We start from the raw sequence: 23,648 nt of genomic DNA on the forward strand, positions 1-23,648 counted from the left end.
ACGAGTGCCGTGGCGCCTCTGTAGGAGCGAGCTTGCTCGCGAACCGCCTCACACCGAAGCGCGGAATGTTCGCGAGCAAAGGCTGGGCGCCCCCTCGGTCCTACGAAAAGCAGACTCAGTCGAGCAGTTCGCTGAACGGAATGAAGGTCAGCCAATCGCCTTCGGCCAGCGTCGCGCCCTCACGCACCTCCGCCAGCCCTTCGGCCCAGGCCGCGCTGCGCAGCACGCCGGAGCTCTGGTTGGCATAGGGCACCGCGCGGCCATTCTCCAGGCGCGCGCGCAGGTATTCGCGGCGGTTGCCCGGCTTGGTCCAGTTGAACCCGGCCGGCACCTGCACGCGCAGCGGCTCGACCTTCTGCATGCCGAGGCGACGCATCAGGTAGGGGCGTGCCAGCAGCGCGAAGGTCACCAGGGTGGACGCCGGGTTGCCCGGCAGGCCGATCACCGGCACCTGCTGGTAGTGGCCGACGGTCAGCGGCTTGCCCGGTTTGATCGCCAGTTTCCACAACGCCAGTTCGCCCGCCTCGCGCAGGGCCGCGCCGAGGAAGTCCGCTTCGCCGACGGAAACACCGCCAGTGGAAAGGATCAGGTCCACATCCGACAGCCCGGCCAGGGCCGCACGGGTACGTTCCAGATCATCCGGGAGGATGCCGGCGTCGACCACTTCGCAGCCAAATCGCTGCAGCCAGGTGCGCAGCAGGTAGCGATTGCTGTTGTAGATCTGCCCCAGCGCCAGCGGCTGGCCCGGCTCCACCAGTTCATCACCGGTAGACAGCAGGGCCACGCGCGGACGACGGCGCACCTGCAGTTCGGCATGCCCGAGCGAGGCGGCGAGGCCGATTTCGATCGGTCCCAGGCGCGTGCCGGCAGGCAGTACACAGTCACCCTTGCGGGTTTCCTGGCCTTGCGGGCGGATATGCTGGCCAACCTCAAGGGCTTCGAGGAAGCGCACGCGGCCGTCTTCCAGCACCTCGGCGTTTTCCTGCATCTCCACACAGTCGGCGCCTCGCGGCACCGGCGCACCGGTGAAGATGCGCACGCAGGTGCCCGGCTGCAGCGGTTCGCCTGCCTGCCCGGCGAAGATCTTCTGGCTGACCGGCAGCGCCTCGCCCTGCCAGTCGGCCAGGCGCAGGGCGTAGCCGTCCATGGCGCTGTTCGGCCACGGCGGCAGGTCCAGGCCGGCGAGCAGTGGCTCGGCCAGCACGCGGCCGTCCGCCGCGCTCAGTGGCAGGGTTTCGGTTTCACGGATCGGGGACTGTTCGGCCAGGCTCAGCAGACGCGCCAGGGCGTCCTCGACCGGCAACAGGCCCGGCTTGTCACAGCAGCTCATCCGCGGCTCTCGCAGGGCGCCGCCTTCTTCAGGTGCGGGACGAAGTTGCACGGGCGGTGGCTGGCGTCCAGCTGCTCGGCGAGGATGCCGTCCCAGGCAGTGCGGCAGGCGTTGGTGGAGCCCGGCAGGCAGCAGACCAGGGTGCCATTGGACATCCCGGCCAGGGCGCGGGACTGCACGGTGGAGGTGCCGATGTCGGCCACGGAAATCTGCCGGAACAGCTCGCCGAAGCCATCCACCACTTTATCCAGCAGGCAGGCCACGGCTTCCGGGGTGCTGTCGCGGCCGGTGAAGCCGGTGCCGCCGGTAACCAGCACCACCTGCACTTCATCTTCGGCAATCCAGGTCGCGACCTGGGCGCGGATACGGTAGAGGTCATCCTTGAGCAGGACGCGGGCGGCCAGGTTGTGCCCGGCAGCCTTCAGGCGGTCGACGAACAGCTGGCCGGAGGTGTCGGTTTCCACGGTACGGGTGTCGCTGACGGTGAGGACGGCGATGTTCAGCGGGACGAATGGCTGCTCGGCCTTGTGGCTCATGATGAGGGCCCTTGCTTGTGAGGTTGGAATGCGCGGTGTTATATCACAGGCCCGCTCTGGAGACCCTGACATGCCACAAGCCCCGCTCCCCCCCTGTTCCGTCCTGATCCTCGCCGGTGGACGCGGCCAGCGCATGGGCGGCCAGGACAAGGGCCTGCTGGAATGGCAGGGCCGCCCGCTGGTGAGCTACGCCGTCGACCTCGCCCGTCCACTGGGCGATGACCTGATCATCTCCTGCAACCGCAACCAGGAGCGCTACGCCGCCTACGCCGACCGCCTGGTGCAGGACGACAGCCCGGACTTCCCCGGCCCGCTGACCGGCATCCGCGCCGGCCTGGCCGTGGCCCGCCACTCCCACCTGCTGGTGCTGCCCTGCGATGCGCCGCTGCTGGACGCGCCCCTGGTGGAGCGGCTGCTGCGCGCCTCTGCCGAGGAGCCCGAAGTCGTGCACATGCTGCGCCGAGCTGCACAGTGGGAGCCGCTGTTCTGCATCGTGCCGGTGGCCATGCGCGCGGGGGTGGAACAGGCCTGGCAGTCAGGCGACCGCAGCCCGCGCCATGCCTTCCTGAAACTGGGTCTCAAGGCCGTGGATTGCCCGGCCGACGAGCCGCGCCTGGCCAATTTCAACACCCCAGAGCTGCTCTATCACGGTCGATAGCGGCGCGTTCGAAAATTTTCCGGGAACTATGGTGCAAAGGCCCCGGTCAGACTTTTCGTACTTTTTTGTTCGCTCATCAGGAGATTCACCCATGAACAAACGGATGCTTCCCGCCTTCCTGCTCGCCCTGGGCTTTAGCGTGCTCGCTGGTTGCTCCACCCCGTCCGTCATCACCCTGAACGATGGACGCGAGATTCAATCGGTCGACAAACCCAAGTACGACGACGAATCCGGCTTCTATGAGTTCGAACAGCTGGATGGCAAAACCGCCCGTGTGAACAAGGATCAGGTGCGTACCGTCAAGGACCTCTGATTCTCCCGGCGATGAAAACGCCTCGCAGGCCTGACCGGTCTGCGGGGCGTTCGCGTTTTACCGGGGAGCGAAAAATATTTTCAAATATTTTTCGCTAACCCCTTGTGCATCAAATGGTTTTCGGTAGAATGCGCGCCAACAAACGGAGCGTAGCGCAGCTTGGTAGCGCGTCTCGTTCGGGACGAGAAGGTCGCTGGTTCGAATCCAGTCGCTCCGACCAAATCCCGAAAAACCCGCCTCACGGCGGGTTTTTTATTGCCTGCGATTTCTATCCCCCGGATCGGCAGGCAGAAAAAAGCCCGTCCAGCAGGACGGGCTTTTTCATGGGCGACTCAGAGCTGCCCGGATTTGCGCAGCGCGACCTGGGACAGCGCGCTCCAGTCGAGGTCGCCGTCGCCATGGGCAATGGCTTCCAGCAGGTTGTCACGCAGGATGCTGGCAATCGGCAGCGGCACGCGCTGCTCCTGGCCGGCCGACAGCGCCAGGCCGACGTCCTTCAGACCCAGCTCCAGGCGAAATGCCGCCGGATCGAAACGCTGCTCGGCGATCAGCGCACCGTAATTGCGGTACACCGGCGCGTTGAACAGGGTGCTGCCCATGATATCCAGCAGCTCGGCCGGTGCGACGCCGAAGCTCTTCACCAGTGCCACGCTCTCCCCCATCGTCTCGATGGCACTGGCAATCATGAAGTTGCCGGCGATCTTCACCACCACGGCGCGCAGCGGATCATCCCCCAGGGGCCAGGTCTTCTGACCGAGCACGTCGAGCACCGGCTGCGCCTTGGCGATGGCCGCCTCGGGACCGGCGACCAGGATGTTCAGCTTGCCGGCGGCGGCCACGTCAGTGCGACCGAATACCGGGGCGGCGACGAACTCGACGCCCTGCTCGCGGTGCAGCTCCACCAGCTCGCCGACCAGCGCCGTGGACAGCGTGGCCATGCTCAGGTGCACCAGCCCGGCCTTGGCCGAAGCCAGCGCACCGCTGTCGAGCAGTACGGCGCGGGTGGACTTGTCGTCGGCCAGCATGGAGATCACCAGCTCGACATCGAAAGCCTGCACGGGGCTGGTGGCGGCGATGGCACCCAGTTCCACCAGCGGTTCGGCTGCCGCCGGCGAGCGATTCCACACAGTGACCTGGTGACCGGCCCTGATCAGGTTGGCAGCCATGGCAGCGCCCATGCCGCCCAGTCCGAGAAATCCGATCTTCATTGCTAAGCGCCTCGCAGCGTTCGATGGATGAGCGGGAAAGCCGCCGACGAATCAGCGGCTGAGAAAGCTGGCGACCTGTTCGGTATCGAACGGCCAGCTGAGCTCGGCGCCGCTATCGCAGCGGCGCAGCACGGGAATGCTCAGGCCGTACTGTTCGACCCACTCCTCGCGGTCGGCGATGTCGACCAGTTCGACCAGCAGGCCGTGCTCGACGAAGGGCATCAGCACCGCTTCGGCCACCTCGCACAGGTGGCAACCAAGGGTACCRAACAGTTGGCATTCGGGAGGCAAGCTGGATTCCTGGGATGGCGGCATGGGTTCAGACTCCGGCGTGCTTGAGCAGTGTGTCGACCGTGGCGCGGGCCTCTCGCGCCTGCAGCGCGGGGCCCTGCATGTGCGCCATCACCAGTACGCCTTCGAGCAGATACTGTAGCTGGCGAGCCAGGGCTTCCGGCTCCGGCGCCCCCAGGCGGGTCAGCTGCGCGGCGAAGAAGCGCCCGAGGAAGGCCTTGTGCTCGGCGGCCTGCTGGTGGATCGGATGGTCGCGGTCGTGGAATTCACCGGCGGCATGGATGAATGCGCAGCCGCAGAAGTCGGGGCTGTTCAGCACTTCCTGCAGGCCATCGAACACCGCGAGGATCGCCTCGCGCGGCGCGAGGACGCGCTCGGCCACTTCCATGCGTTCGACCATGCGTGCGTGGCGCTCTTCCAGCGCCGCCATGATCAGTTCGTCCTTGGACTTGAAGTGCTTGTACAGCGTCATCTTCGCCACGCCCGACTCGGCGAGAATGCGGTCGATCCCGGTGGCGTGGTAGCCCTCGCGGTAGAAAAGGTCCTGGGCGGTGGCGAGCAGCAGCTCGCGTTTGCTGGATGCCATGGCATTCCCTCCTGACCGGACATTATGCGCGAGGCTCGGCGCCCATGGGGAGACCGAGTACCTCTCGGGGGCCGACGACCTGCACGGTCATTTCGCTTGAACTATACAGACCTGTCTGTCTAATATCTATCCCACTGCCCTGACCCAGCAGCCCCACAATAACAGCGCAAAGGACTCCCGCCATGAAGCTCCACGACGTCGCACTCTCCGGCAACTGCTACAAGGTTCGCCTGTTCCTCGGGCTGATCGGCCAGAAGGCCGAGCTGGTGCCGGTGGACCTGCAAGGCGGCGCACACAAGCGCCCGGCCTTCCTCGCCATCAACCCGCGCGGCCAGGTGCCGGCGCTGGAGGATGGCGAGCTGCGCCTGGGCGACTCCCACGCCATCCTGGCCTACCTCGCCCGGCAGTACGCCGAGCCGCACTGGTACCCGCAGGACGCCATCACCCAGGGGCGCATCGCCCACTGGCTGAGCTTCTCGGCCAACGAGGTGCAGCACGGCCTGGCCCTGGCGCGGGTGATCCAGCTGTTCAAGCGTCCCGGCGATCTGCCCGCTGCCCAGGCCAGGGGCCGGCATGCGCTGGAGCTGCTCGACGCCGCCCTGGCCGATCACCGCTGGCTGGCGCAGACCGACTTGCCGAGCATCGCCGACATCGCCATCTACCCCTACGTCGCCCTGGCCGAAGAAGGCGGCCTGGAGTTGTCCGGCTACCCCTACGTGAATGACTGGCTCGCCCGCGTCCGCGCCCTGCCCGGCTACATCGCGCAACCGGCGCTCTGATCCACCCGCCGATCCACCCTGCGCGCCGCCGCGAACACGGCGGCGCCCTCCTCGCTGCACGAAAAGGAAATTTCCATGCGTCTGCCATCCCTGCTGCTGGCCGGGCTGTTCGCCCTCGCCTGCCTGGACGTCCAGGCCGCCGACCTGCGCTTCTCGCTGATCCGCACCTCCGGCGTCACCACCCTGGATGCCTTCACCGTCGCCGGTGGCGACTGGACCCGCCAGGTGCCGCTGAACCACACCGCCGTGCTGATCCAGCACCACGCCGCCACGCTGCTGTTCGACACCGGCCTGGGCAGCCAGGCGGACGCGCAGTTCAAGCAGGACATGCCCTGGTGGGACAAGCCGCTGTTCCAGTACGAGGGCCTGAAACCCGCGCGCCAGCAATTGCAGGGCAGCGGCATTCGCATCGACCGGATCATCCTGTCCCACGCGCACTGGGACCACGCTTCGGGCCTCTCGGACTTCCCCGAAGTGCCGGTCTGGGCCACCTACGACGAGATCAACTACGCGCACATCGCTCAGCCGCCAGCGGTGTTTCCCAGCCAGTTCCGCCATCCGGTGAAGTGGGTGCCCTTCCAGTTCGAATCCGGTCCGTTCCTTGGCTACGACCGCAGCCTGGACCTGTTCGGCGACGGCAGCCTGGTGCTGGTGCCGATGCGCGGCCACACACCTGGCTCGGTCGGGCTGTTCATCACCTTGGAAGATGGCCGCCGGTTCTTCTTCAGTGGCGACACCACCTGGCGCCTGGCGGGCTTCACCGGACCGCACGAGAAGTTCTGGGTCAGCCGCCGACTGGTGGACAACAACCGCGACCAGACCCTGGCCGAAGTAGCCCGCGTACACGAACTGATGCTTGCCTATCCAAAGCTCACCGTGGTGCCGGCCCACGACGCCGAAGTGCAGGACAAGCTCGGCTACTACCCCCACTGGATTCAGTGAAAGCCGCGCCAGCCGCCGCTCAGCGCTTCAATAGCCAGCTTACTAATCAGCGACTAAGGTCTAAGGGTCGTCAACATTCGGTAATGATTTAGTAGATAGGCTGTAACAGATCGACATGCCGGACCGATCCACCGGCATCACCGAACTGCCCCAAGCGCTCGAGGAGACAATAACAATGAGCAAGACCCCGATCGCCCGTGCCGTGGCCTTGGCCACGCTGGGTACCAGCTTGACCGTTCCGACCTTCGCCCATGCCGACTTCATCAAGGACAGCAAGGCAACCGTCGAACTGCGCAACTTCTACTTCAACCGCGACTTCCGCCAGGACAGCCCCGCCCCGAGCCAGAACAAGGCCGAGGAATGGGCACAGGGCTTCATCCTCAAGTACGAATCCGGCTACACCGATGGCACCATCGGCGTCGGCGTGGATGCCCTGGGCACCCTGGGCCTGAAACTCGATTCCTCGCCTGACCGCAGTGGCACCGGCCTGCTGCAGCGCTCGCGCAGCGACGGCCGCGCCGAGGACAGCTACGGCGACCTGGGCATCACCGCCAAGCTGCGCGCCTCCAAGAGCACGCTCAAGGCCGGCACTCTGATGCCGAAGATGCCGGTGGTGCAGTTCAACGACACCCGCCTGCTGCCGCAGACCTTCAGCGGTTTCGCACTGAACTCCGCGGAACTCGACGGCCTCACCGTCGACGGCGGCCGCCTCTACCAGGTCAACCAGCGCGACTCCTCGGACTACGAGGACATGACCATTACCGGTGGCGGCAAGCGCAACATCAAGCTGGGCGATAGCCTCACGTCCAACAAGTTCCTGTTCGGCGGCCTCACCTACAAGTGGACCGACAGCCTGAGCACCAGCTACCACTACGGCGGCCTGGAAGACATCTACAAGCAGCATTACCTGGGTCTGATCCACGTGCTGCCGATTGCCGACAAGCAATCGCTGAAGTCCGACATCCGCTGGGCCAAGTCCGATGACGACGGCGGCAGCAACGTCGACAACAAGGCGCTCAACGCCATGTTCACGTACTCCCTGGGCTACCACGCGTTCGGCCTGGGCTACCAGAAGATGAGCGGCGACACCGGCTTCGCCTACATCAACGGCACCGACCCCTACCTGGTGAACTACATCCAGATCGGCGACTTCGCCAACAAGGACGAGAAATCCTGGCAGGCGCGCTACGACTACAACTTCGCCGGCCTCGGCATCCCCGGTCTGACCTTCATGACCCGCTACGTGAAAGGCGACAACATCGACCTGATCACCACCGACGGCGAAGGCAAGGAATGGGAACGCGACACCGACATCGCCTACGTCTTCCAGGACGGCCCGCTGAAGAACCTGGGCGTGAAATGGCGTAACGCGACCATGCGTACCAACTACACCAACGATTACGACGAGAACCGTCTGATCGTCAGCTACACCATGCCGCTCTGGTAACCCGCACGGCATGACGAAAAAGCCCGGCAGATGCCGGGCTTTTTTGTTTCTCGCTCCTGCAGCCTTGCACCTCAGTCCTGGCTGAGCGCACCGATCTTGTGGATCGACAGGTCGGCGCCGTAGTACTCCTCTTCCTTGCTCAGGCGGATGCCCACCGCCGCCTTCACCCCGCCATACACCAGCAGGCCGCCGGCGAACGCCACCAGCACACCGAGCAACGTACCGATCGCCTGGCTGGCCAGGCTGACCCCGCCCAGGCCACCGAGCGCCTGCTGGCCGAAGATGCCGCAGGCAATGCCGCCCCAGGCGCCGCACAGGCCATGCAGCGGCCAGACACCCAGTACGTCGTCGATCTTCCAGCGCACCTGGGTCGCGGTGAACGCCCAGACGAACAGCGCCCCCGCCACCAGCCCAGTGGCCAGCGCACCGATGGGGTGCATCAGGTCGGAACCAGCGCAGATCGCCACCAGCCCGGCCAACGGGCCGTTGTGCAGGAAGCCCGGGTCATTGCGCCCCACCAGCAGCGAAGCCACGGTGCCGCCAACCATCGCCAGCAGCGAGTTGACCGCCACCAACCCGCTGGCGCCGGCCAGGGACTGCGCACTCATCACGTTGAAGCCGAACCAGCCGACGATGAGAATCCACGAGCCCGCCGCCAGGAACGGGATATTCGAGGGCGCAAAGGCCACCAGGCGACCGTCGCGGTAGCGTCCATTGCGCTGCCCGAGCAGAACCACCGCCGCCAGCGCCAGCCAGCCACCGAAGGCATGCACCACCACCGAGCCGGCGAAGTCATGGAAGCTGGCGCCGAACTCCGCCTTCAGCCACTCCTGGAAGCCGAAGTTGCCATTCCAGATCAGCCCTTCGAAGAACGGATAGACGAAGGCCACGATCAGCGCCGTGGCGCACAGCTGCGGGCCGAACCTGGCGCGCTCGGCGATGCCGCCGGAAATGATCGCCGGAATCGCCGCGGCGAAGGTCAGCAGGAAGAAGAACTTCACCAGCGCGTAGCCGTTTTCGTTCGCCAGCTGCGCCGCCGGCTGCAGGAAGGTGACGCCGTAGGCGATCCAGTAACCGATGAAGAAGTACGCCAGGGTCGAGATGGCGAAGTCCGAAAGGATCTTCGACAGCGCGTTCACCTGGTTCTTCAGGCGCACCGTGCCCACTTCGAGGAAGGCGAAGCCGGCGTGCATGGCCAGCACCATGACCGCGCCCATCAGCAGGAACAGCGTATTGGAGCCGTGCACCAGCGTTTCTACGGCACTATTGAGGTTTTCCATCGCGACAGGCAGCCCCTAGGGTCAAGGGGAAAGCACCAAAACGGCTCGCTACCACCACGCCGCGCACCACCCTGAAGCAGTGATGCACCACGCGGGGGCCAGGCGCTGATCCAGAATGGCTCACAGGCCTTCCGGTCAGCTCGGCAATTTTTTGTACTTCCTTTGGTTTTTCAGTCAGTTGAGAGAGCATTCCCGGTTAGAAAGCGCTCCGGGCGCGCCCCGCCTTGGGGCAATGTGCTCTCCTTGCGCACCAGGGAAATGCAAGCGGCATACCATCGAGGGGAAAATCAGCGGCTAGGCTTAAGCCCGCAGCCGAGCGCGGCCCCGCAGTGAATTTATGAGAAACTTTCCAGCGATCCTGGGGCTCGAAATCTAGGAACCTCAACCCGTAACAAGGAGCATCACATGCCTCGCAAGACCGCAGTGAACGCCGCCAAGGATGAACTCCTGGCCGAATTCCAGGCCCTCGTCAGCGACACCGAGAAACTCCTGCAGAGCTCCGCCGACCTGGCAGGCGCCGAAGCCGACCAGATGCGCGCGCAGATCCACGAGAGCCTCAAGCGCGCCCGCGAAGCCATCTACTCGACCAAGGACTCGCTGCGCGACCAAGGCAAAGCCGCCGTGGACGCCACCGAAGACTACGTCGGTGATCATCCTTGGCAAGCGGTGGGCGTCGCCGCTGGCGTCGGTTTCCTGCTCGGCCTGCTGGTCAGCCGGCGCTGATCGATGAGCGACGGAATGGACGCCGGATCGAAACCTTCGGCCAACTCCCCTTCCCTGCGGCGCTTCGGCGCCGCAGTCCTCGGCCTGCTGCACGGACACGTGGAGCTGCTCGGCGTCGAACTGCAGGAGCAGAAGACCCGCACTGTACAGATGCTGCTGATGGCCGGCCTGGCGCTGGTTTTCGCCCTGCTCCTGCTGGTGGCCCTGTCAGTGCTGGTGCTCATCGTATTCTGGGACAGCTACCGGCTGCAGGCCGCTATCGGCCTGTGCCTCTTCTATATCGGCGGCTGCCTGCTCTGCGCCTGGCGCCTGCACCTGCTGGTCACCGACGAGGGCTCGCCGTTCAGCGCCACCCTCGATGAACTGGCCCGAGACCGGGAGCGACTGCTGCCATGAGCGAAATGCCGGACGCCCGTAACCTGACCCGCGCCGAACTGCGCAAGGCGATCATCCGCCTGCGCCTGGAAATGCAGCGCCAGCAGATTCGTCAGGAAGGCGAATTGCTGATGCAGCCCCTGCGCCAGGCACGCAACCTCGGCCAGAACTTCCGCAGCAGCCTGCACGGCAGCACACCCCTGTGGGGCGCCGGTGGCGCCGCTGCGCTGGCCCTGTTGTTGGGCCGCAAACGCCGCTGGATTCGCTTCCTGCGCCTGGGGATTGCGCTGCTGCCGATGATCCTGCAGATGCGCAACAAAGCTCACCCGCAGGACCCGCCGCCACCTTCGACGCACCTCTGACCCTCAGCTCGATGCACCGCTGAGGAGCAGACTGGCCACATTCTTGCAAAGCCTGGAAGCACCAGCGCCTTGGCGCTTCCAGTCACGCCACTAAGGATGTGTCCCTTGATCGACGGGCAACCCACCGCCTGCTTCCAGCCCTTCATCGACACCGCGACCGGCCTGATCGCCGGTGTCGAAGCCCTGGGACGGTTGCGCCAGGACAACGGCGACCTGCACTCGGTCGGCCCGCTGTTCTTCAACCCGCGCGTCGGCCTGGCCGAACTGCGTCGTCTCGACCGACAGATTCGCGATGCCGCCCTCGCGCGCATCCACGAAGCGCCCAGCGACTGGTTCCTCAGCCTGAATATCTCGCCGCGCTGGATCAGCCGCCTGCGCCCGAACCAGCCGCTACCCAGCCTCAAGCAGTTGCAACAGCAGGGCGTGCCTCCGGAGCGCGTGGTATTCGAGATCACCGAACTGGGGGGCGCCCACCAGCGCCTGCCGGAAGTGGTCGCACGCTACCGCGACGCCGGTGCGCGCATCGCCATCGATGACTTCGGCGCCGGCTACTCGCAACTGGACCGCGTGCTGGCCCTGCAACCGGACATCCTCAAGCTGGACATGCGCCTGTTCCAGGAAGCCGCCCGCGGCGGCCCCAGCGGCGAGGTGGTCAAGGCCCTGGCGCAGATGGCCGAGAAGACCGGCTGCTGGATCATCGCCGAAGGCGTGGAGACCGAAGAAGAGATGGACTTCGCCCTGGAGTGCGGCGCGCGCTACGTGCAGGGCTTCCTGTTCGCCAAGCCGGCACTGGACTTCCCCGCCAGCGACGCCTTCCGCGATGTCTTCGCCCAGCGCCGCGACCAGTACGTGCACCGCAAGCTGCAGGAACGCGCCAACCTCATCCAGTTGCGCCAGCAACTCGCGGAACTGATGAACATGTTGCGCCCCTGGGCAGAGGGCGGCGCGATGCTCAGCAGCCTGCCGCCAGCACCTGACTCCTTCAATCGCCTGCTGCGCATCTACCAGTGCGACCGCCACGGCACCCAGACCTCGCCGAACCTGGAGTGGAACGGCCTGTTCTGGAAGGAGAACCGTCGCTACCTGGGGCACAACTGGTCCTGGCGCCCGTACTTCTACCAATTGCTCGCCGAAGGCTGGGAGGAGCGCCGCCTGACGCTGTCCAACACCTACCGTGACGCCACCACCAACCAGTACTGCATGACCGCCGGCCAGTTCATCGACCAGGGTCGACGCCTTCTGCTCATCGACATAGACGCCGAAGGTCTCTAGCGCCGCGATTGAGATTGCCGGCGCGAACGGCTAGCGTTGCCGGTATCTCTTCTGAATGCGAAAAAGACCTATGGACTGGCATACCCTGCTCCCCCGGGAACGTCTCGGCAAACCGGTGCACAGCAGCGCCGAACTTGGCCGCAGCGCCTTCCACAAGGACCACGACCGCATCATCTTCTCCGGCGCCTTCCGCCGCCTGGGGCGCAAGACCCAGGTGCACCCGGTGTCGAGCAACGACCATATCCACACCCGCCTGACCCACTCGCTGGAAGTGGGCTGCGTCGGCCGCTCGCTGGGCATGCGCGTCGGCGAAATCCTCCGCGACCGCCTGCCGGAATGGTGCGATCCGGCGGACATGGGGGTGATCGTACAGTCCGCCTGCCTGGCCCACGACATCGGCAATCCGCCCTTCGGCCACTCCGGCGAAGATGCCATCCGCCACTGGTTCCAGCAGGCCGCCGGGCGCGGCTGGCTGGACTCCATGAGCGAGGAGCAGCGCTCGGACTTCCTGCATTTCGAAGGCAACGCCCAGGGCTTCCGCGTCCTCACCCAGCTGGAGTACCACCAGTTCGACGGTGGCACACGGCTGACCTACGCCACCCTCGGCACCTACCTCAAGTACCCGTGGACGGCGCGTCACGCTGACTCGCTGGGCTACAAGAAGCACAAGTTCGGCTGCTATCGCAGCGAGCTGCCGCTGCTGGAGCAGATCACCCAGAAGCTGGGCATGCCGCAACTGGAGGACGAGCGCTGGGCGCGCCACCCGCTGGTGTACCTGATGGAGGCGGCAGACGATATCTGCTACGGCCTGATCGACCTGGAAGACGGCGTCGAAATGGAGCTGCTCGACTACAGCGAAGTGGAAGCGCTGCTGCTCGACCTGGTCGACGACGACCTGCCGGAAACCTACCGCCAGCTCGGCCCCAAGGACTCGCGCCGGCGCAAGATGGCAATCCTGCGCGGCAAGGCCATCGAGCACCTGACCAACGCCGCCGCCCGCGCCTTCGTCGAACAGGAGCCGGCGCTACTTGCCGGTACTCTGCAGGGCGACCTGGTGGAACACATGCACGGCCCGGCCAAGCGCTGCGTCCAGCGCGCCAAGGCGATGGCGCGGGAGAAGATTTTCCAGGACAAGCGCAAGACGCTGCACGAGATCGGTGCCTACACCACCCTGGAAATCCTGCTGAACTCCTTCTGTGGCGCCGTGCTGGAGCAGCACCGCCAGAGCACGCCGTCGTTCAAGAATCAGCGCATCCTCGACCTGCTGAGCCACTACGCGCCAGACCCGAGCTGGACGCTCTATCGCTCCTTCCTGCGCGTGACCGACTTCATCGCCGGCATGACCGACAGCTACGCGACCGAAATGGCCCGCGAAATGACCGGGCGCTCCAGCCCGGTCTGAGGCGCCCCTGGTGGATCAGGCGGCGAGGTGACGCAGCTGGTGCTGCAGACTGTCCTGCAGGTCCGCCATGGCCTGCTTGACGCTCAGAGCGCGCTGACGCAACTCCTGCCGATCCAGACCGTCCTTGCAACCGCCTTCCAGCTTGCCGCACAGGTCCTGGAGGGCTTCGGCGTTGACCAGCCGCGCAGCCCCCTTCATGCGGTGCGCAAGATCCGCCAGTTGCCGCCAGTCACCCGCCTCCCACAGCGGCCAGAGCTGGCCGATATCGACCTGGTTGCTGCTGTAGAGCTCCTCCAGCAGCCGGCGGATCAGCCCCGGATTGCCACCGGTCATTTCCCGTAGCGACTTCAGGTTGAATGCGGGGTCCTGAGCGCCGTCATCCTCTTTCTCGTCGTCGAAAGCCGTGCTCTTGGGCACCTGCTCCAGACGCTGACGCAGGTTATCCAGGCCGATGGGTTTGAACAGGCAATCGTTCATCCCGGCGCGCCGGCAATTTTCCACCTCGTCGGGCTGCGCATTGGCGGTGAAGCCGTAGATCACGCAGGGCTCGGCTTCCATGTCCGCCTCCAGTTCGCGAATCTTTCGCGCCAGACCATAGCCGTTGAGCACCGGCATGTTGCAGTCGGTGATCACCAGGTCGAAATCCCCCGGATGCCAGAGCTGCAGGGCCTGCTGGCCATCGGACGCCACCTCGACCTGATGGCCCAGGTGCTCCAGCTGCTGGGTCAGCAGCATGCGGTTGGCCACGTGATCATCGACCACCAGCACCTTCAGCGTGCGCTCGGATTGCCGCGGCGCCAGGGCCGGCACGGCCTCGATCTCCGGCATGCCCTCCAGGGTCTGGAGCAGAAGCTTGACCGTAACCGTGGTGCCCTGCCCCGGATGGCTTTCCATGCGCACGGTTCCACCCATCATTTCCGCCAGCTTGCGACAGATGGTCAGCCCCAGCCCGGTGCCGCCGCGGCTGGTGTTGCTGCTGTGGACAACCTGACTGAAAGGCTCGAACAGCTGGCGCTGGTCGTCCTCGGAAATACCGATGCCGCTGTCCTTCACGCTGACCTCCAGCGCCAGCCGCTCACCATCCACCCGCTCGCCGGACACGCGGATCTTCACGTGGCCGACGTCGGTGAACTTGATGGCGTTGCTGACCAGATTGGAGAGGATCTGCTTGAAGCGCAGCGGATCGATCAGCACATCGCAGGCAGCCTCGGCCTCGATCTCCAGCCGGAGTTCAAGTGCCTTCTGCCGAGCCAGCCCGTCGAACACCCGCGCCACGGATTCCACCAGCCCGCGCAGGTGCGCGCGCTCGGGCATTAGCGTCAGGCGGCCGGATTCGATCTTGGCGACGTCGAGAATGTCGCCGATCAGCGTCAGCAACGAGCGCGCGGAGTCGTAGGCCACCTCGACCGGTTCGCGCTCCCAGTGCCCCTGGTCCGCGCGTGTCAGCGCCAGCTCCAGCATGCCGATCACCGCGTTCATCGGCGTGCGGATCTCGTGACTCATGGTGGCGAGGAAGGTGCTCTTGGCACGGTTGGCCTCCTCGGCCTGCTCCTTGGCCGCCTCCAGCTGATGATGCAGGCGCTCGCGCTCGGTAACGTCGATCCAGCCGGATACAACACCGGACACTTCCCCTCCCGGCCCACGGTAGGGCGTCGCCCAATAGTGGATCTCGCGGACCTCGCCGAGGATCTGCAGGACCAGGTCAGAAGCCACCTTGCCGTCCTGCTCCATCGCCTGCAGATGGATCTGCTGCAAAGTCTCCGCGTCTCGCGGCGCCAGCCAGGAGCAGTCATTCACCCGTGTGCCGACGACAGCCTCGCGATCCATGCCGGTTTCCTTGAGGAAGCCAATGTTGCACGTCACCAGTCGCCCCTCGCGATCTCGCACGGCCACCGGCTGCGGAATGCCGTCGATCAAGGCACGCTTGAACTCCAGGCGGTAGTTGAGTTCCTTCTCCGAGTCCTGCCGGCGGCGCACCTTGAGCCACAGCCGCCAGTTCCACAGCAGTACCAGCAGCAGAGCGAGAGCAGCGCCCCAGGCGAGCTGGACGAACCGGGTGCGATATCCCTGCCAGACGCTGTCCGGCCGCTCCACGCTGGCGGACCAGCGCGTGACGATGTTGCTCATGTCCTCGGGCGAAATGGCCAGGATCGCCTTGTTGAGGATGCTCAACAGCTCCGGGTCCGATTGCGATACGGCCAGGGAAAACTGCCCAGGCTCTCGGTCCAGCGCCAGCGCGACCTTGAGGTCCGGGTAATAGCGGGAAATCAGGTAGTTGGCCGAGGACAGCAGGTGGATGCCGGCATCCACCTTGCCCTCGCTGATCATCGAGAGGTCGTCGACGTTATTCTCGACCTCGACCAGCTTCACCTGCGGGTGCTTGGTGCGCAGGAAGTCCGCGATCACCGAGCCCCTGGGAGCCGCCACGCGGCGACCGTTGAGGTCATCCAGGGTGTGTAGCCACTGTGCCTTGCCGGAGGCGACGACGACGAAGGACGCGGTCATGTAAGGACGGGTGAAACCGAGCCACTCTTCCCGCTGTGCGGTGGGCGTGAGAGCGCCGATCACTTCAGCCTTGCCACTGCGCGCCTGGTCCAGCATGGCGGTAACGCTGCCCTGTGGGCGTACTTCGAAGTCGATACCGGTGCGACTCTGGATCAGCTCCAGAAGATCGGCGGCTATGCCACGGAACTGTCCCTGGGCATCGAAGAAGGACACCGGTGCCAATGCCTGGTCCACCACCACTACCGGGCGCGGATGTCGATCGAGCCAGCGCTGTTCCTGGGGGGTCAGGATCAGCCGCTGGCTGGCGATTGAGTAGGCTCCGCCCGGGCTCCAGCGACGCTGGACGGCCCCCTTCGCCTGACGTGGAATGGCGGCCAGGGTGCGGTCGATGATATTCAGCAGTTCCGGGTTGGCGGCGTTCAGCGCGAAGCTGAAACCCGCCCCATTGAAGCTGGCGAAATTGAGCAGCTTGAGATTGGCCAGATAGCCCTGGCTGATGAGGTATTGCGCACTGAATGCGTCACCGACGTACAGATCGGCCTGGCCGAAGGCGACTGCCTCCAGCGCCTGACGTACCGACTGGTAAGCCTGTATGGAAGCCCCGGACAAGTATCTGTCGCGCTCATCCGTGGCGAAGTAGTCGCTGACGACGGCGATGCGCTTGCCGGCGAGTTCCTCGGCACGGTCCATGCGCATACCCACCGGCCCGATGACCACCGGCTGATTGACGAAATACGGCACGGACAGGACAACTCCCGGCCGAGTCGACTCGTAGCGGGTGGAGCGACTGAGCAGGTCGATATCCCCGCGCTGGAGCGCCGCCACGGCAGCGCCCCGATCGGAGTAGCGGCGCACTTCCACCCGGACATTGAGGGTATCGGCAATGATGCCGACGAAGTCCGCCGTGATGCCTTCGAGATCGGTGCCGCTGGCGGTGACGTCGAACGGCGCGTAGTCCGGCGCGGTCACCCCCACCCGCAGCGTTCGCTTCTCCCGCAGCCAATGCCAGTCGGAGTCGGACAGTTGTACCCTGACCGGCTCGTCCGCCGATCTGGCCAGCAGATTTACGGACGTCCAATCAGGATGCTCCGCCATCACCCATCCGCAGCAGATGAGCAGTAACGCGCCGATGATGAAGCGGAAGCGGTACATCAGACACCTCAGACCAGCGCGTTTCGCTTGGCGAACTCGATCAGATCGACCAGCGAATGAGCATTGAGCTTCAGTAGCAATCGGGTCTTGTAGGTACTGACCGTCTTGTTGCTGATGAACATCTGCTCGGAGATTTCCTTGTTCGAATAGCCGTTGGCCAGGTATTGGAGAACGGCCATCTCCCGGTCGGACAGGCGCTGGATGAGCTCCTGATCATCCATCTGGCCATTGTTGCGACGGGTCTGGCGCACAGCGGTGCTGGGGAAATAGTTGTAGCCGGCGACCACTGCATTGACCGCACTGATCAGTTCCGCCAGGCCACCCTGCTTGCAGACGAAACCCGAGGCGCCGGCCTGCATGCAGCGCATGGCGAACAGCGAGGCGCTCTGGCCGGTGAGCACCAGCACCTTGAGCGGGAGCTCGAACGCAGAAATGCGGCTGATCACCTCCAGCCCGTCCAGTCGGGGAATACCGATATCCAGGACTACGAGGTCGGGGACCAGGTCCTTGACCAGCGAAAGCGCATCCACGCCATTATCGGTTTCACCGACAATCACATGCCCTTCCTTTTCCAGCAGTACGCGCATCGCCATTCGAATGACCGGATGATCATCCACAATAAGAACTTTGCTCATCAACCTTCCTCCCACCGACTCGTTCAAATGAAATGTCCGCGGGTAAGATATATGCCAAGTTCAGTATGTCGAGATTGTCCACCCTGATTATTTGTGATTAGAGGGAATTCCTACGCAACATCTATATAAATCCTACAAACCACCTCTCAGTAATTCTTTAGCCCAACCCGCCAGCAAGAATATTCTTACATGACTCAGTAGAAATGCTGACTTCGATCCCTGAGAAACCCCGGCACTATCTCTGCATATCCCGCCTAGCCGGAACCCTTATGCTCAAGCGCAGATCTCCCACACCGGACATCAAAGGTCCAGCAGTCTGAAAATCAACCCTGCTCCGGGGTCGCCAAACTCTGAAGAATGCTTCTGCAAATCAGCAGTTAGCGAGTAAAAAATGGCTCCCGAAGCGATGCTCGCCAGCAGACTGTACCGATCAGACAAATTGCTTTCAGGACGATGCTCCCGGCATTTAAATCGGCCGAGACGGATATGGAATCAAGAGGTTTCAAGTAGGCAGGGAATCTGGAAGGCGACTTGAATGAAAAAGCGCTAACACATGTCAGAAAATACACTTCTCAGTTAAATCACAAACTGCGCCTGAATAAATTCATGATTCTCAGATATAGCTTAAGCATCGATCGAAAATCCGCTCAACAATCCCGAAACCTGGCAATAAGACCAAAGTCCAAGAAAACTATCGATATAGAAAACATCAACTCACGGGCGACTTTTTTTCCGCGAAAACTCACATGAAAACTTCCACATGGAAGCCTTGAAAAACGAATCCGACCTGGAGCAACAAGCCCCCAATATTTCCGCAGTCAATGCCCCGGAGCGCAGCTGAACCGCCCCCATCCATATCGATGGCCAGCAACTGCCATCGACACTTTCAAGGAGTCTGTCCCCGTGCAGGACAACAAATTCAGCATCCTGGTCGTCGAGGACCATCCCTTCCAGCTCATCGCCACGCAGATGCACCTGAACCGCATGGGCTATTTCCGCCTGACACCCGCCCTGGACGCCAATGAAGCGCGCGCCGCATGCGAACGGCGCAGCGAGCCCTTCGACCTGCTGCTCTGCGATATCAACCTGCCAGGCACCAGTGGCGTAGAACTGCTGCGCGAGCTGGCCAGTGCCGGCCGGATTCGCCAGGCGGTCCTGCTCAGTTGCCGGGAAGAAGACGAATTGCGCTCGCTGCAGCAAGACCTCAAGGCCCGCGGCCTGCCGGTCCTGGCCTGCATGACCAAGCCTCTGGACCAATGGGCGCTGATGCGGACCCTGGAAGCCGAAGGGCTTTGAGTGTCAGCCCCACTCAGGGAGCGGCGGGATTGACCGGCTGATCCGGATACCAGGCATCCGCCAGCGGGCCGGCTTTGAAGCTTGCCAGTTCAGGTTGTTGTTTCAACCAACCCTCGATCTGTGCCCGCTGCTGTTCATCGACCGAGCCACGCCGAGCCAGGCAGATGAAACCGTATTCGTCGCAACCGCTGTAGACCAGATCATTGGGCTCCACGGCAACGGCAGCGAAGCGCTGCATGAAAGCCTCCACGGCCTCTTCGCTTTGCCCTTCCCGATACTGGAAACTGAGCTCGAATCCGAGCTCCTGGAATTCATCGACACACAACTTCTTGCGCAAACGACGGGAACGTTGAGTGGCCATCCGGAACTCTCCTGGACATGACAGTGGAATTGGCTTGAAAGCTCGGCGTCAGCATGCGCCCGGCTTGCCAAGCAACTCCGCAAGCAGGCTGCATGACGATCGGCAGCCGAACGCCTGCGCATACAGCAGCCGCTTGCGGCATAATGTGTAACAGCTCCCGATTCAACAGGGAGTATTCCATTTGTAGTGTTGCGCTTCATCTTTTCATTTTTTCAAGTCAATGCCCGACCACTGGGATGTCACCTTTTCTATGTTCAAATCACTGCGTGTCCTCGCTCTCGCTACCTTATTGCCCTTTGCCCTGCCTGCCGTTGCCCAGATCAACTCCACCCTGCCCGAACGCGTTCAGAAGGCGCTGCGGGCCAGCAAGCTGACCGACGACGCCCTGTCGCTGGTGATGATCCCTCTGGAAGGCCCCGGCAACGCCACCTATTTCAATGCCGACGTCTCGGTGAACCCGGCGTCGACCATGAAGCTGTTCACCACCTACGCCGCCCTGGAAATGCTCGGCCCCACCTACCAGTGGCAGACCGAGTTCTATACCGACGGCCAGCTCAAGGACGGTGTCCTCAACGGCAACCTCTACCTCAAGGGCGGCGGCGACCCGAAGCTGAACCTGGAGAAACTCTGGCTGATGATGCGTGACCTGCGCGCCAACGGCGTACTCAAGGTCACCGGTGACCTGGTGCTGGACCGCAGCTACTTCAACATCCCGCAGTTGCCGGTGTTCAACGACGACGGCGGCGACGACAACAAGCCGTTCCTGGTCGGCCCCGACTCGCTGATGGTCAACCTCAAGAGCGTGCGCCTGGTGATCCGCAGCGAAGGCAACAAGGCCACCGTACTGATGGATCCGCCGCTGGCCAACGTACGCATCGACAACCAGATCCAAGTGAGCAAGGCCGCGCCCTGCCCGGCCTGGCCGAAGCTGCGCTTCAGCCCGGTAACGCAGTTCGACGGCACCTCGCTGGTCGCCACCGGGCAGATTCCCCAGGGTTGCAGCGCGCAGACCTACATGTCGCTGCTTGAACACCCGGCCTACACCGCTGGCGCCGTGCGCGGCATCTGGCAGGAACTGGGCGGCAGCATCCTCGGCAAGGATCGCGAAGGCACCGTGCCGAAGAACGCCACCCTGGTGGCCCGCGCCCTGTCGCCGGACGTCGTGGAAATCATCCGTGACATCAACAAGTTCAGTAACAACACCATGGCCCGCCAGTTGTTCCTCTCGGTGGGCCGCCAGTACCGCAATGGCGCCGACGCCGACGATGCCCAGGCCGCGCAGCGGGTGATCCGCCAGTGGCTGGCGCGCAAGGGCATTACCGCAAGCCATCTGGTCATGGAGAACGGTTCGGGGCTGTCCCGCGATGAGCGCGTCAGCGCCCGAGAAATGGCGGCCATGCTGCAGGCCGCGTGGCACAGTCCCTATGCCGCGGAGTACATCTCCTCGCTGCCGATCGTGGCGAAGGACGGCACCATGCGCAAACGCCTGCGCGGCACACCCATGGCCGGCGAAGCCCACGTCAAGACTGGCACCCTGAACACCGTGCGCGCCCTTGCCGGTTTCAGCCGCGACGCCAACGGTCGAACCTGGGTGGTAGTGGCGATCCTCAACAGCAACCGGCCGTGGGGCGCCTCGTCGATCCTCGACCAGGTGCTGCTGGACCTCTACAGCAGCACCAAACACTGACCTCCACGCGAACCCCGGCCCACTGGCCGGGGTTTTCGTTTCAGGCCTCGACGCGTTCCAGCCGGTCCCGGCCGAGACGCTTGGCCCGGTAGACAGCGCGATCCACCTTGCGCATCAGGTCGTCAGCGCTCTCGCCAACGCACCATGAAGCCACGCCGAAACTGGCAGTCACCACGCCAACGCCATCCATGGGCTGGCCACGCAACGCCTGCCACAGTGCTTCAGCCAGTTGCCAGGCCTGGTCGGTCGTGCTTCCGGGGCACAGCACCACCAGCTCCTCGCCGCCCAGACGGCAGAACATGTCCACCTTGCGCAAGCGCTGGGCCATACGCTGGCACAGCGTGACCAGCACGATGTCGCCCGCCTCGTGGCCGTAACGGTCGTTGATGTCCTTGAAGTGGTCGATGTCGAACATCACCAGCGACAGCGGCTCGCCGCTACGCGCACAACGGGCCATGGCAAGGTCCAGTTGCTCCCTGAAATAACGGCGGTTGTGAATGCCCGTCAGGGCGTCGGTGACCGACAGGCGCCGCAGCTCCAGCTCTGCTTCCTTGCGCCGGGTGATATCGGTGGCGATGCCCAGGTAACCGGTCATGCTGCCAGCGGCGTCACGCATGCCGGTGATGATCAGGTTGATCTTCAATTGCCGGCCGTCACGCCGCACGCAGGTCCACTCGTGCTCCTCGTGCCCCTCGCCGACCAGCGCGCCGACTACCTCGAAGCCGCGAATGTCGCGACCGAGCAGGCTGGACAGATCGTGGGCGCGACGGCGGATCTCATCCTTGACGAAGACGTTCTCCGGCACCGGGCGTCCAATCACTTCCTGGGCGCTGTAGCCGAACATGCGTTCCGCGCCGACATTGAAGCTGCGTACAAAGCCACGCAGATCGGTGGACACGATAGCCACCTGGGTCGCCGCGTCGAGCAGTCCGTGCAGGCGGCTGTTCACCTCGCCCAGTTCCAACTCGGCGGCCTTGCGCGAGCTGATATCGGTCTGCGTGCCGATCATCCGCCGTGGCGCACCGTCGCTGCCACGCTCCACCACCTGGCCGCGATCCAGCACCCACAGCCAGCGCCCGCTCTTGCAGCGCAGGCGGTGCTCGCTCTGGTATTGCGACGACTCGCCGCGCAGATGGGCACGCAGTGCAGCGCAGCGCGACTCCTGGTCATGGGGATGGACGCGGCTGAGGCACTCCTCGGTAGTAGCGCCAATCTCCCCATCGCGGTAGCCGAGCATCGCCTTCCAGGCGTGGGAGTAGAAGACGTTGCCGGTATCCAGGCTCCAGTCCCAGACCCCGTGGCCGGCGCTGTCCATCGCAAAGTGCAGACGCGCCTGATTCTCCTGCAGCTCCAGCTGGTTGGCGCGCAGTTCGGCGGTACGCTCACCCACCAGTTGCAGAGCGCGTTGGCGCTGGCCGAGCAGGGTCAGGACATAGCCGGCCAGCAGCACCGAGGTCAGCCCGCCGCCAAACACCACCCACAACTGCGGATGCCCCTGGTTGCGCCGCAGGAAATCGCTGGAGGGCTCAACCCGCGCCAGATAATCGCGCCCGGCAAAGGCCAGGTGGCGCTCGGAAACCAGCCCGGCCGTGCGATCCGCCGCTACCGGGCTGCGATAAAGTGGGACATCAGGCCGCTGGTCGTTGGCATCGCGTAAAGTCAGCGCCAGTTGCTCGATGGTTCCCTCCGGCCCCTGCTCGATGAGCAGCCGATAGCTGATCGCCGCCAGCAGGATGCCCTGCAGGCCGACGCGGGTTTCCGCCGTGGGGCTGGGCACCACGCCACTGCGATAGAACGGCGCTGCCAGCAGCACGCCGGTGGAATCCGCGGGCGGCGCGCCAGGCAGGATCACCGGCATGGAAGCCGCGACTGCACGCTCCTTCACCACGCGCTGGGTCAGGTCGCGCCCCGGCAGTGTGGAATTGAGGTCCAGCCCCAGCGGCATTTCCTGCAGATATTCTGAAGCGCCATAGAGCACCGGGAAGTAGCCATCGCGGACCCGCGCCGGGATCGGTCGCCCCTGCAGGTCGAGCTCGAAAATCATGTAGTCGAGCATGCCGGCGGCATGGGCGCGGTCTTCGAAGGCCTGACGATTGCGCCCCTCCACACGGGGCAGCCAGGCATAGCCAAGGGTATCGCCCAGCAGCGGGCTTACGAAGTGCTCGAACTCCTCGCGAGAAACCTGCCGGGAGTTCTCGAAGAAACGCTGGATCGACTCCAGCTCGCTCTGTTGCACCGACAGCCGCTCGCGCACCCGATCGATCCGCTCGTTGGCGGCCAGGGCGAACTGCTGCTCCAGGGCGGTGCGGGCATTGCGCCAGACATTCCAGCCCAGCAAAGCCGTCAGCAACAGGCCCACCACCAGCACCAGGCCGGCGGCGCGCAAGGCCTTCTTCTGGCTGACGACTCCCTGAGCGGCGGGCAACTGCTCGTAGGCCGGCAACTGAGTCATCTGTATTCCCGTTCTCAGGGTTATCCAGTTCTTATAGCAGCCGATGGCCAATTGCC

22 protein-coding genes and 1 tRNA gene are annotated in these 23,648 nt (G+C 64.3%); 13 read left to right on the forward strand and 10 right to left on the reverse strand.

Going from position 1 to position 23,648, the window contains the following annotated elements; genetic code table 11:
* Window positions 1-115: 115 nt before the first annotated feature.
* Both glp and moaB read right to left on the reverse strand, forming a co-directional pair.
* Window positions 116-1,330 carry a gephyrin-like molybdotransferase Glp gene (glp, locus tag QO207_RS17230; protein ID WP_301533553.1) on the reverse strand — a complete coding sequence of 405 codons (1,215 nt, stop codon included), beginning with the start codon at window positions 1,328-1,330 and terminating at the stop codon, window positions 116-118.
* A complete protein-coding gene (gene moaB / locus QO207_RS17235) occupies window positions 1,327-1,866 on the reverse strand; it encodes a molybdenum cofactor biosynthesis protein B (protein WP_184586989.1) in 540 nt (179 codons plus the stop codon). Before moaB ends, glp begins: the two co-directional genes overlap by 4 nt.
* A 70-nt stretch (window positions 1,867-1,936) precedes the next feature.
* On the opposite strand from moaB, the gene mobA reads away from it, so the two are divergent.
* From mobA to QO207_RS17250, 3 genes are all read left to right on the forward strand, one after another.
* Window positions 1,937-2,524, forward strand: a complete 588-nt coding sequence (mobA, locus tag QO207_RS17240) for a molybdenum cofactor guanylyltransferase MobA (RefSeq protein WP_301533554.1) — start codon at window positions 1,937-1,939, stop codon at window positions 2,522-2,524.
* Between the two features lie 91 nt (window positions 2,525-2,615).
* Window positions 2,616-2,837, forward strand: a complete 222-nt coding sequence (locus QO207_RS17245) for a YgdI/YgdR family lipoprotein (RefSeq protein WP_253448783.1) — start codon at window positions 2,616-2,618, stop codon at window positions 2,835-2,837.
* Window positions 2,838-2,980: 143 nt separating this feature from the next.
* Window positions 2,981-3,057 (forward strand) — tRNA-Pro (locus QO207_RS17250).
* Window positions 3,058-3,169: 112 nt separating this feature from the next.
* Here the strand turns inward: QO207_RS17250 and QO207_RS17255 are convergent.
* The 3 genes from QO207_RS17255 to QO207_RS17265 are packed head-to-tail and all read right to left on the reverse strand — an operon-like array spanning window position 3,170 to window position 4,922.
* On the reverse strand, window positions 3,170-4,045 hold the full coding sequence (locus QO207_RS17255) for an NAD(P)-dependent oxidoreductase (RefSeq protein WP_301533555.1): 876 nt from the start codon (window positions 4,043-4,045) through the stop codon (window positions 3,170-3,172).
* 51 nt (window positions 4,046-4,096) lie between these two features.
* Window positions 4,097-4,336: a glutaredoxin family protein gene (locus QO207_RS17260; protein WP_301533605.1), complete on the reverse strand. Its 240-nt coding sequence runs from the start codon at window positions 4,334-4,336 to the stop codon at window positions 4,097-4,099.
* A 28-nt stretch (window positions 4,337-4,364) separates the two neighbouring features.
* Window positions 4,365-4,922 carry a TetR/AcrR family transcriptional regulator gene (locus QO207_RS17265; protein WP_301533556.1) on the reverse strand — a complete coding sequence of 186 codons (558 nt, stop codon included), beginning with the start codon at window positions 4,920-4,922 and terminating at the stop codon, window positions 4,365-4,367.
* A 182-nt stretch (window positions 4,923-5,104) separates the two neighbouring features.
* Between QO207_RS17265 and QO207_RS17270 the strand changes: the two genes are divergently transcribed.
* The 3 genes from QO207_RS17270 to QO207_RS17280 all read left to right on the forward strand — a co-directional run bounded on the left by QO207_RS17270 (window position 5,105) and on the right by QO207_RS17280 (window position 8,090).
* Window positions 5,105-5,701 (forward strand): glutathione S-transferase family protein, encoded by a 597-nt coding sequence (locus QO207_RS17270; RefSeq protein ID WP_301533557.1) that lies wholly within the window; start codon window positions 5,105-5,107, stop codon window positions 5,699-5,701.
* 75 nt (window positions 5,702-5,776) lie between these two features.
* Window positions 5,777-6,643, forward strand: a complete 867-nt coding sequence (locus tag QO207_RS17275) for an MBL fold metallo-hydrolase (protein ID WP_301533558.1) — start codon at window positions 5,777-5,779, stop codon at window positions 6,641-6,643.
* Between the two features lie 175 nt (window positions 6,644-6,818).
* Complete coding sequence (locus QO207_RS17280; protein ID WP_301533559.1) at window positions 6,819-8,090, forward strand: OprD family porin; 1,272 nt, start codon at window positions 6,819-6,821, stop codon at window positions 8,088-8,090.
* A 71-nt stretch (window positions 8,091-8,161) separates the two neighbouring features.
* Here QO207_RS17280 and QO207_RS17285 read toward each other — a convergent pair whose 3' ends face one another.
* Window positions 8,162-9,370: an ammonium transporter gene (locus QO207_RS17285; protein ID WP_301533560.1), complete on the reverse strand. Its 1,209-nt coding sequence runs from the start codon at window positions 9,368-9,370 to the stop codon at window positions 8,162-8,164.
* 405 nt (window positions 9,371-9,775) lie between these two features.
* Here QO207_RS17285 and QO207_RS17290 point away from each other — a divergent pair, with 405 nt between their 5' ends.
* The 5 genes from QO207_RS17290 to QO207_RS17310 all read left to right on the forward strand — a co-directional run bounded on the left by QO207_RS17290 (window position 9,776) and on the right by QO207_RS17310 (window position 13,504).
* Entirely contained in the window at window positions 9,776-10,093 is a 318-nt protein-coding gene (locus tag QO207_RS17290; RefSeq protein WP_301533561.1) for a YqjD family protein, read from the forward strand.
* Between the two features lie 15 nt (window positions 10,094-10,108).
* Complete coding sequence (locus QO207_RS17295; RefSeq protein WP_301533606.1) at window positions 10,109-10,489, forward strand: phage holin family protein; 381 nt, start codon at window positions 10,109-10,111, stop codon at window positions 10,487-10,489.
* Window positions 10,486-10,830, forward strand: a complete 345-nt coding sequence (locus tag QO207_RS17300) for a hypothetical protein (RefSeq protein WP_301533562.1) — start codon at window positions 10,486-10,488, stop codon at window positions 10,828-10,830. Before QO207_RS17295 ends, QO207_RS17300 begins: the two co-directional genes overlap by 4 nt.
* Before the next feature lie 105 nt (window positions 10,831-10,935).
* Window positions 10,936-12,102, forward strand: coding sequence for an EAL domain-containing protein (locus QO207_RS17305; protein ID WP_301533563.1), 1,167 nt, complete (start codon window positions 10,936-10,938; stop codon window positions 12,100-12,102).
* 70 nt (window positions 12,103-12,172) lie between these two features.
* Window positions 12,173-13,504: a deoxyguanosinetriphosphate triphosphohydrolase gene (locus tag QO207_RS17310; protein WP_301533564.1), complete on the forward strand. Its 1,332-nt coding sequence runs from the start codon at window positions 12,173-12,175 to the stop codon at window positions 13,502-13,504.
* 15 nt (window positions 13,505-13,519) lie between these two features.
* On the opposite strand, the gene QO207_RS17315 is transcribed toward QO207_RS17310, so the two are convergent.
* Both QO207_RS17315 and QO207_RS17320 read right to left on the reverse strand, forming a co-directional pair.
* Window positions 13,520-17,161 (reverse strand): transporter substrate-binding domain-containing protein, encoded by a 3,642-nt coding sequence (locus tag QO207_RS17315; protein ID WP_301533565.1) that lies wholly within the window; start codon window positions 17,159-17,161, stop codon window positions 13,520-13,522.
* Window positions 17,162-17,169: 8 nt separating this feature from the next.
* Window positions 17,170-17,796, reverse strand: a complete 627-nt coding sequence (locus QO207_RS17320) for a response regulator transcription factor (protein ID WP_017519319.1) — start codon at window positions 17,794-17,796, stop codon at window positions 17,170-17,172.
* 903 nt (window positions 17,797-18,699) lie between these two features.
* On the opposite strand from QO207_RS17320, the gene QO207_RS17325 reads away from it, so the two are divergent.
* Window positions 18,700-19,092 (forward strand): response regulator, encoded by a 393-nt coding sequence (locus tag QO207_RS17325; protein ID WP_301533566.1) that lies wholly within the window; start codon window positions 18,700-18,702, stop codon window positions 19,090-19,092.
* A gap of 13 nt (window positions 19,093-19,105) precedes the next feature.
* On the opposite strand, the gene QO207_RS17330 is transcribed toward QO207_RS17325, so the two are convergent.
* Entirely contained in the window at window positions 19,106-19,453 is a 348-nt protein-coding gene (locus QO207_RS17330; protein ID WP_301533567.1) for a YggL family protein, read from the reverse strand.
* 250 nt (window positions 19,454-19,703) lie between these two features.
* On the opposite strand from QO207_RS17330, the gene dacB reads away from it, so the two are divergent.
* Window positions 19,704-21,140, forward strand: a complete 1,437-nt coding sequence (gene dacB / locus QO207_RS17335) for a D-alanyl-D-alanine carboxypeptidase/D-alanyl-D-alanine-endopeptidase (RefSeq protein WP_301533568.1) — start codon at window positions 19,704-19,706, stop codon at window positions 21,138-21,140.
* A gap of 40 nt (window positions 21,141-21,180) precedes the next feature.
* Here dacB and QO207_RS17340 read toward each other — a convergent pair whose 3' ends face one another.
* Complete coding sequence (locus tag QO207_RS17340) at window positions 21,181-23,592, reverse strand: diguanylate cyclase (RefSeq protein WP_301533569.1); 2,412 nt, start codon at window positions 23,590-23,592, stop codon at window positions 21,181-21,183.
* Window positions 23,593-23,648: the final 56 nt, after the last annotated feature.

It is taken from the genome of Pseudomonas sp. CAN1 (assembly GCF_030462585.1).
Lineage (GTDB): Bacteria > Pseudomonadota > Gammaproteobacteria > Pseudomonadales > Pseudomonadaceae > Pseudomonas.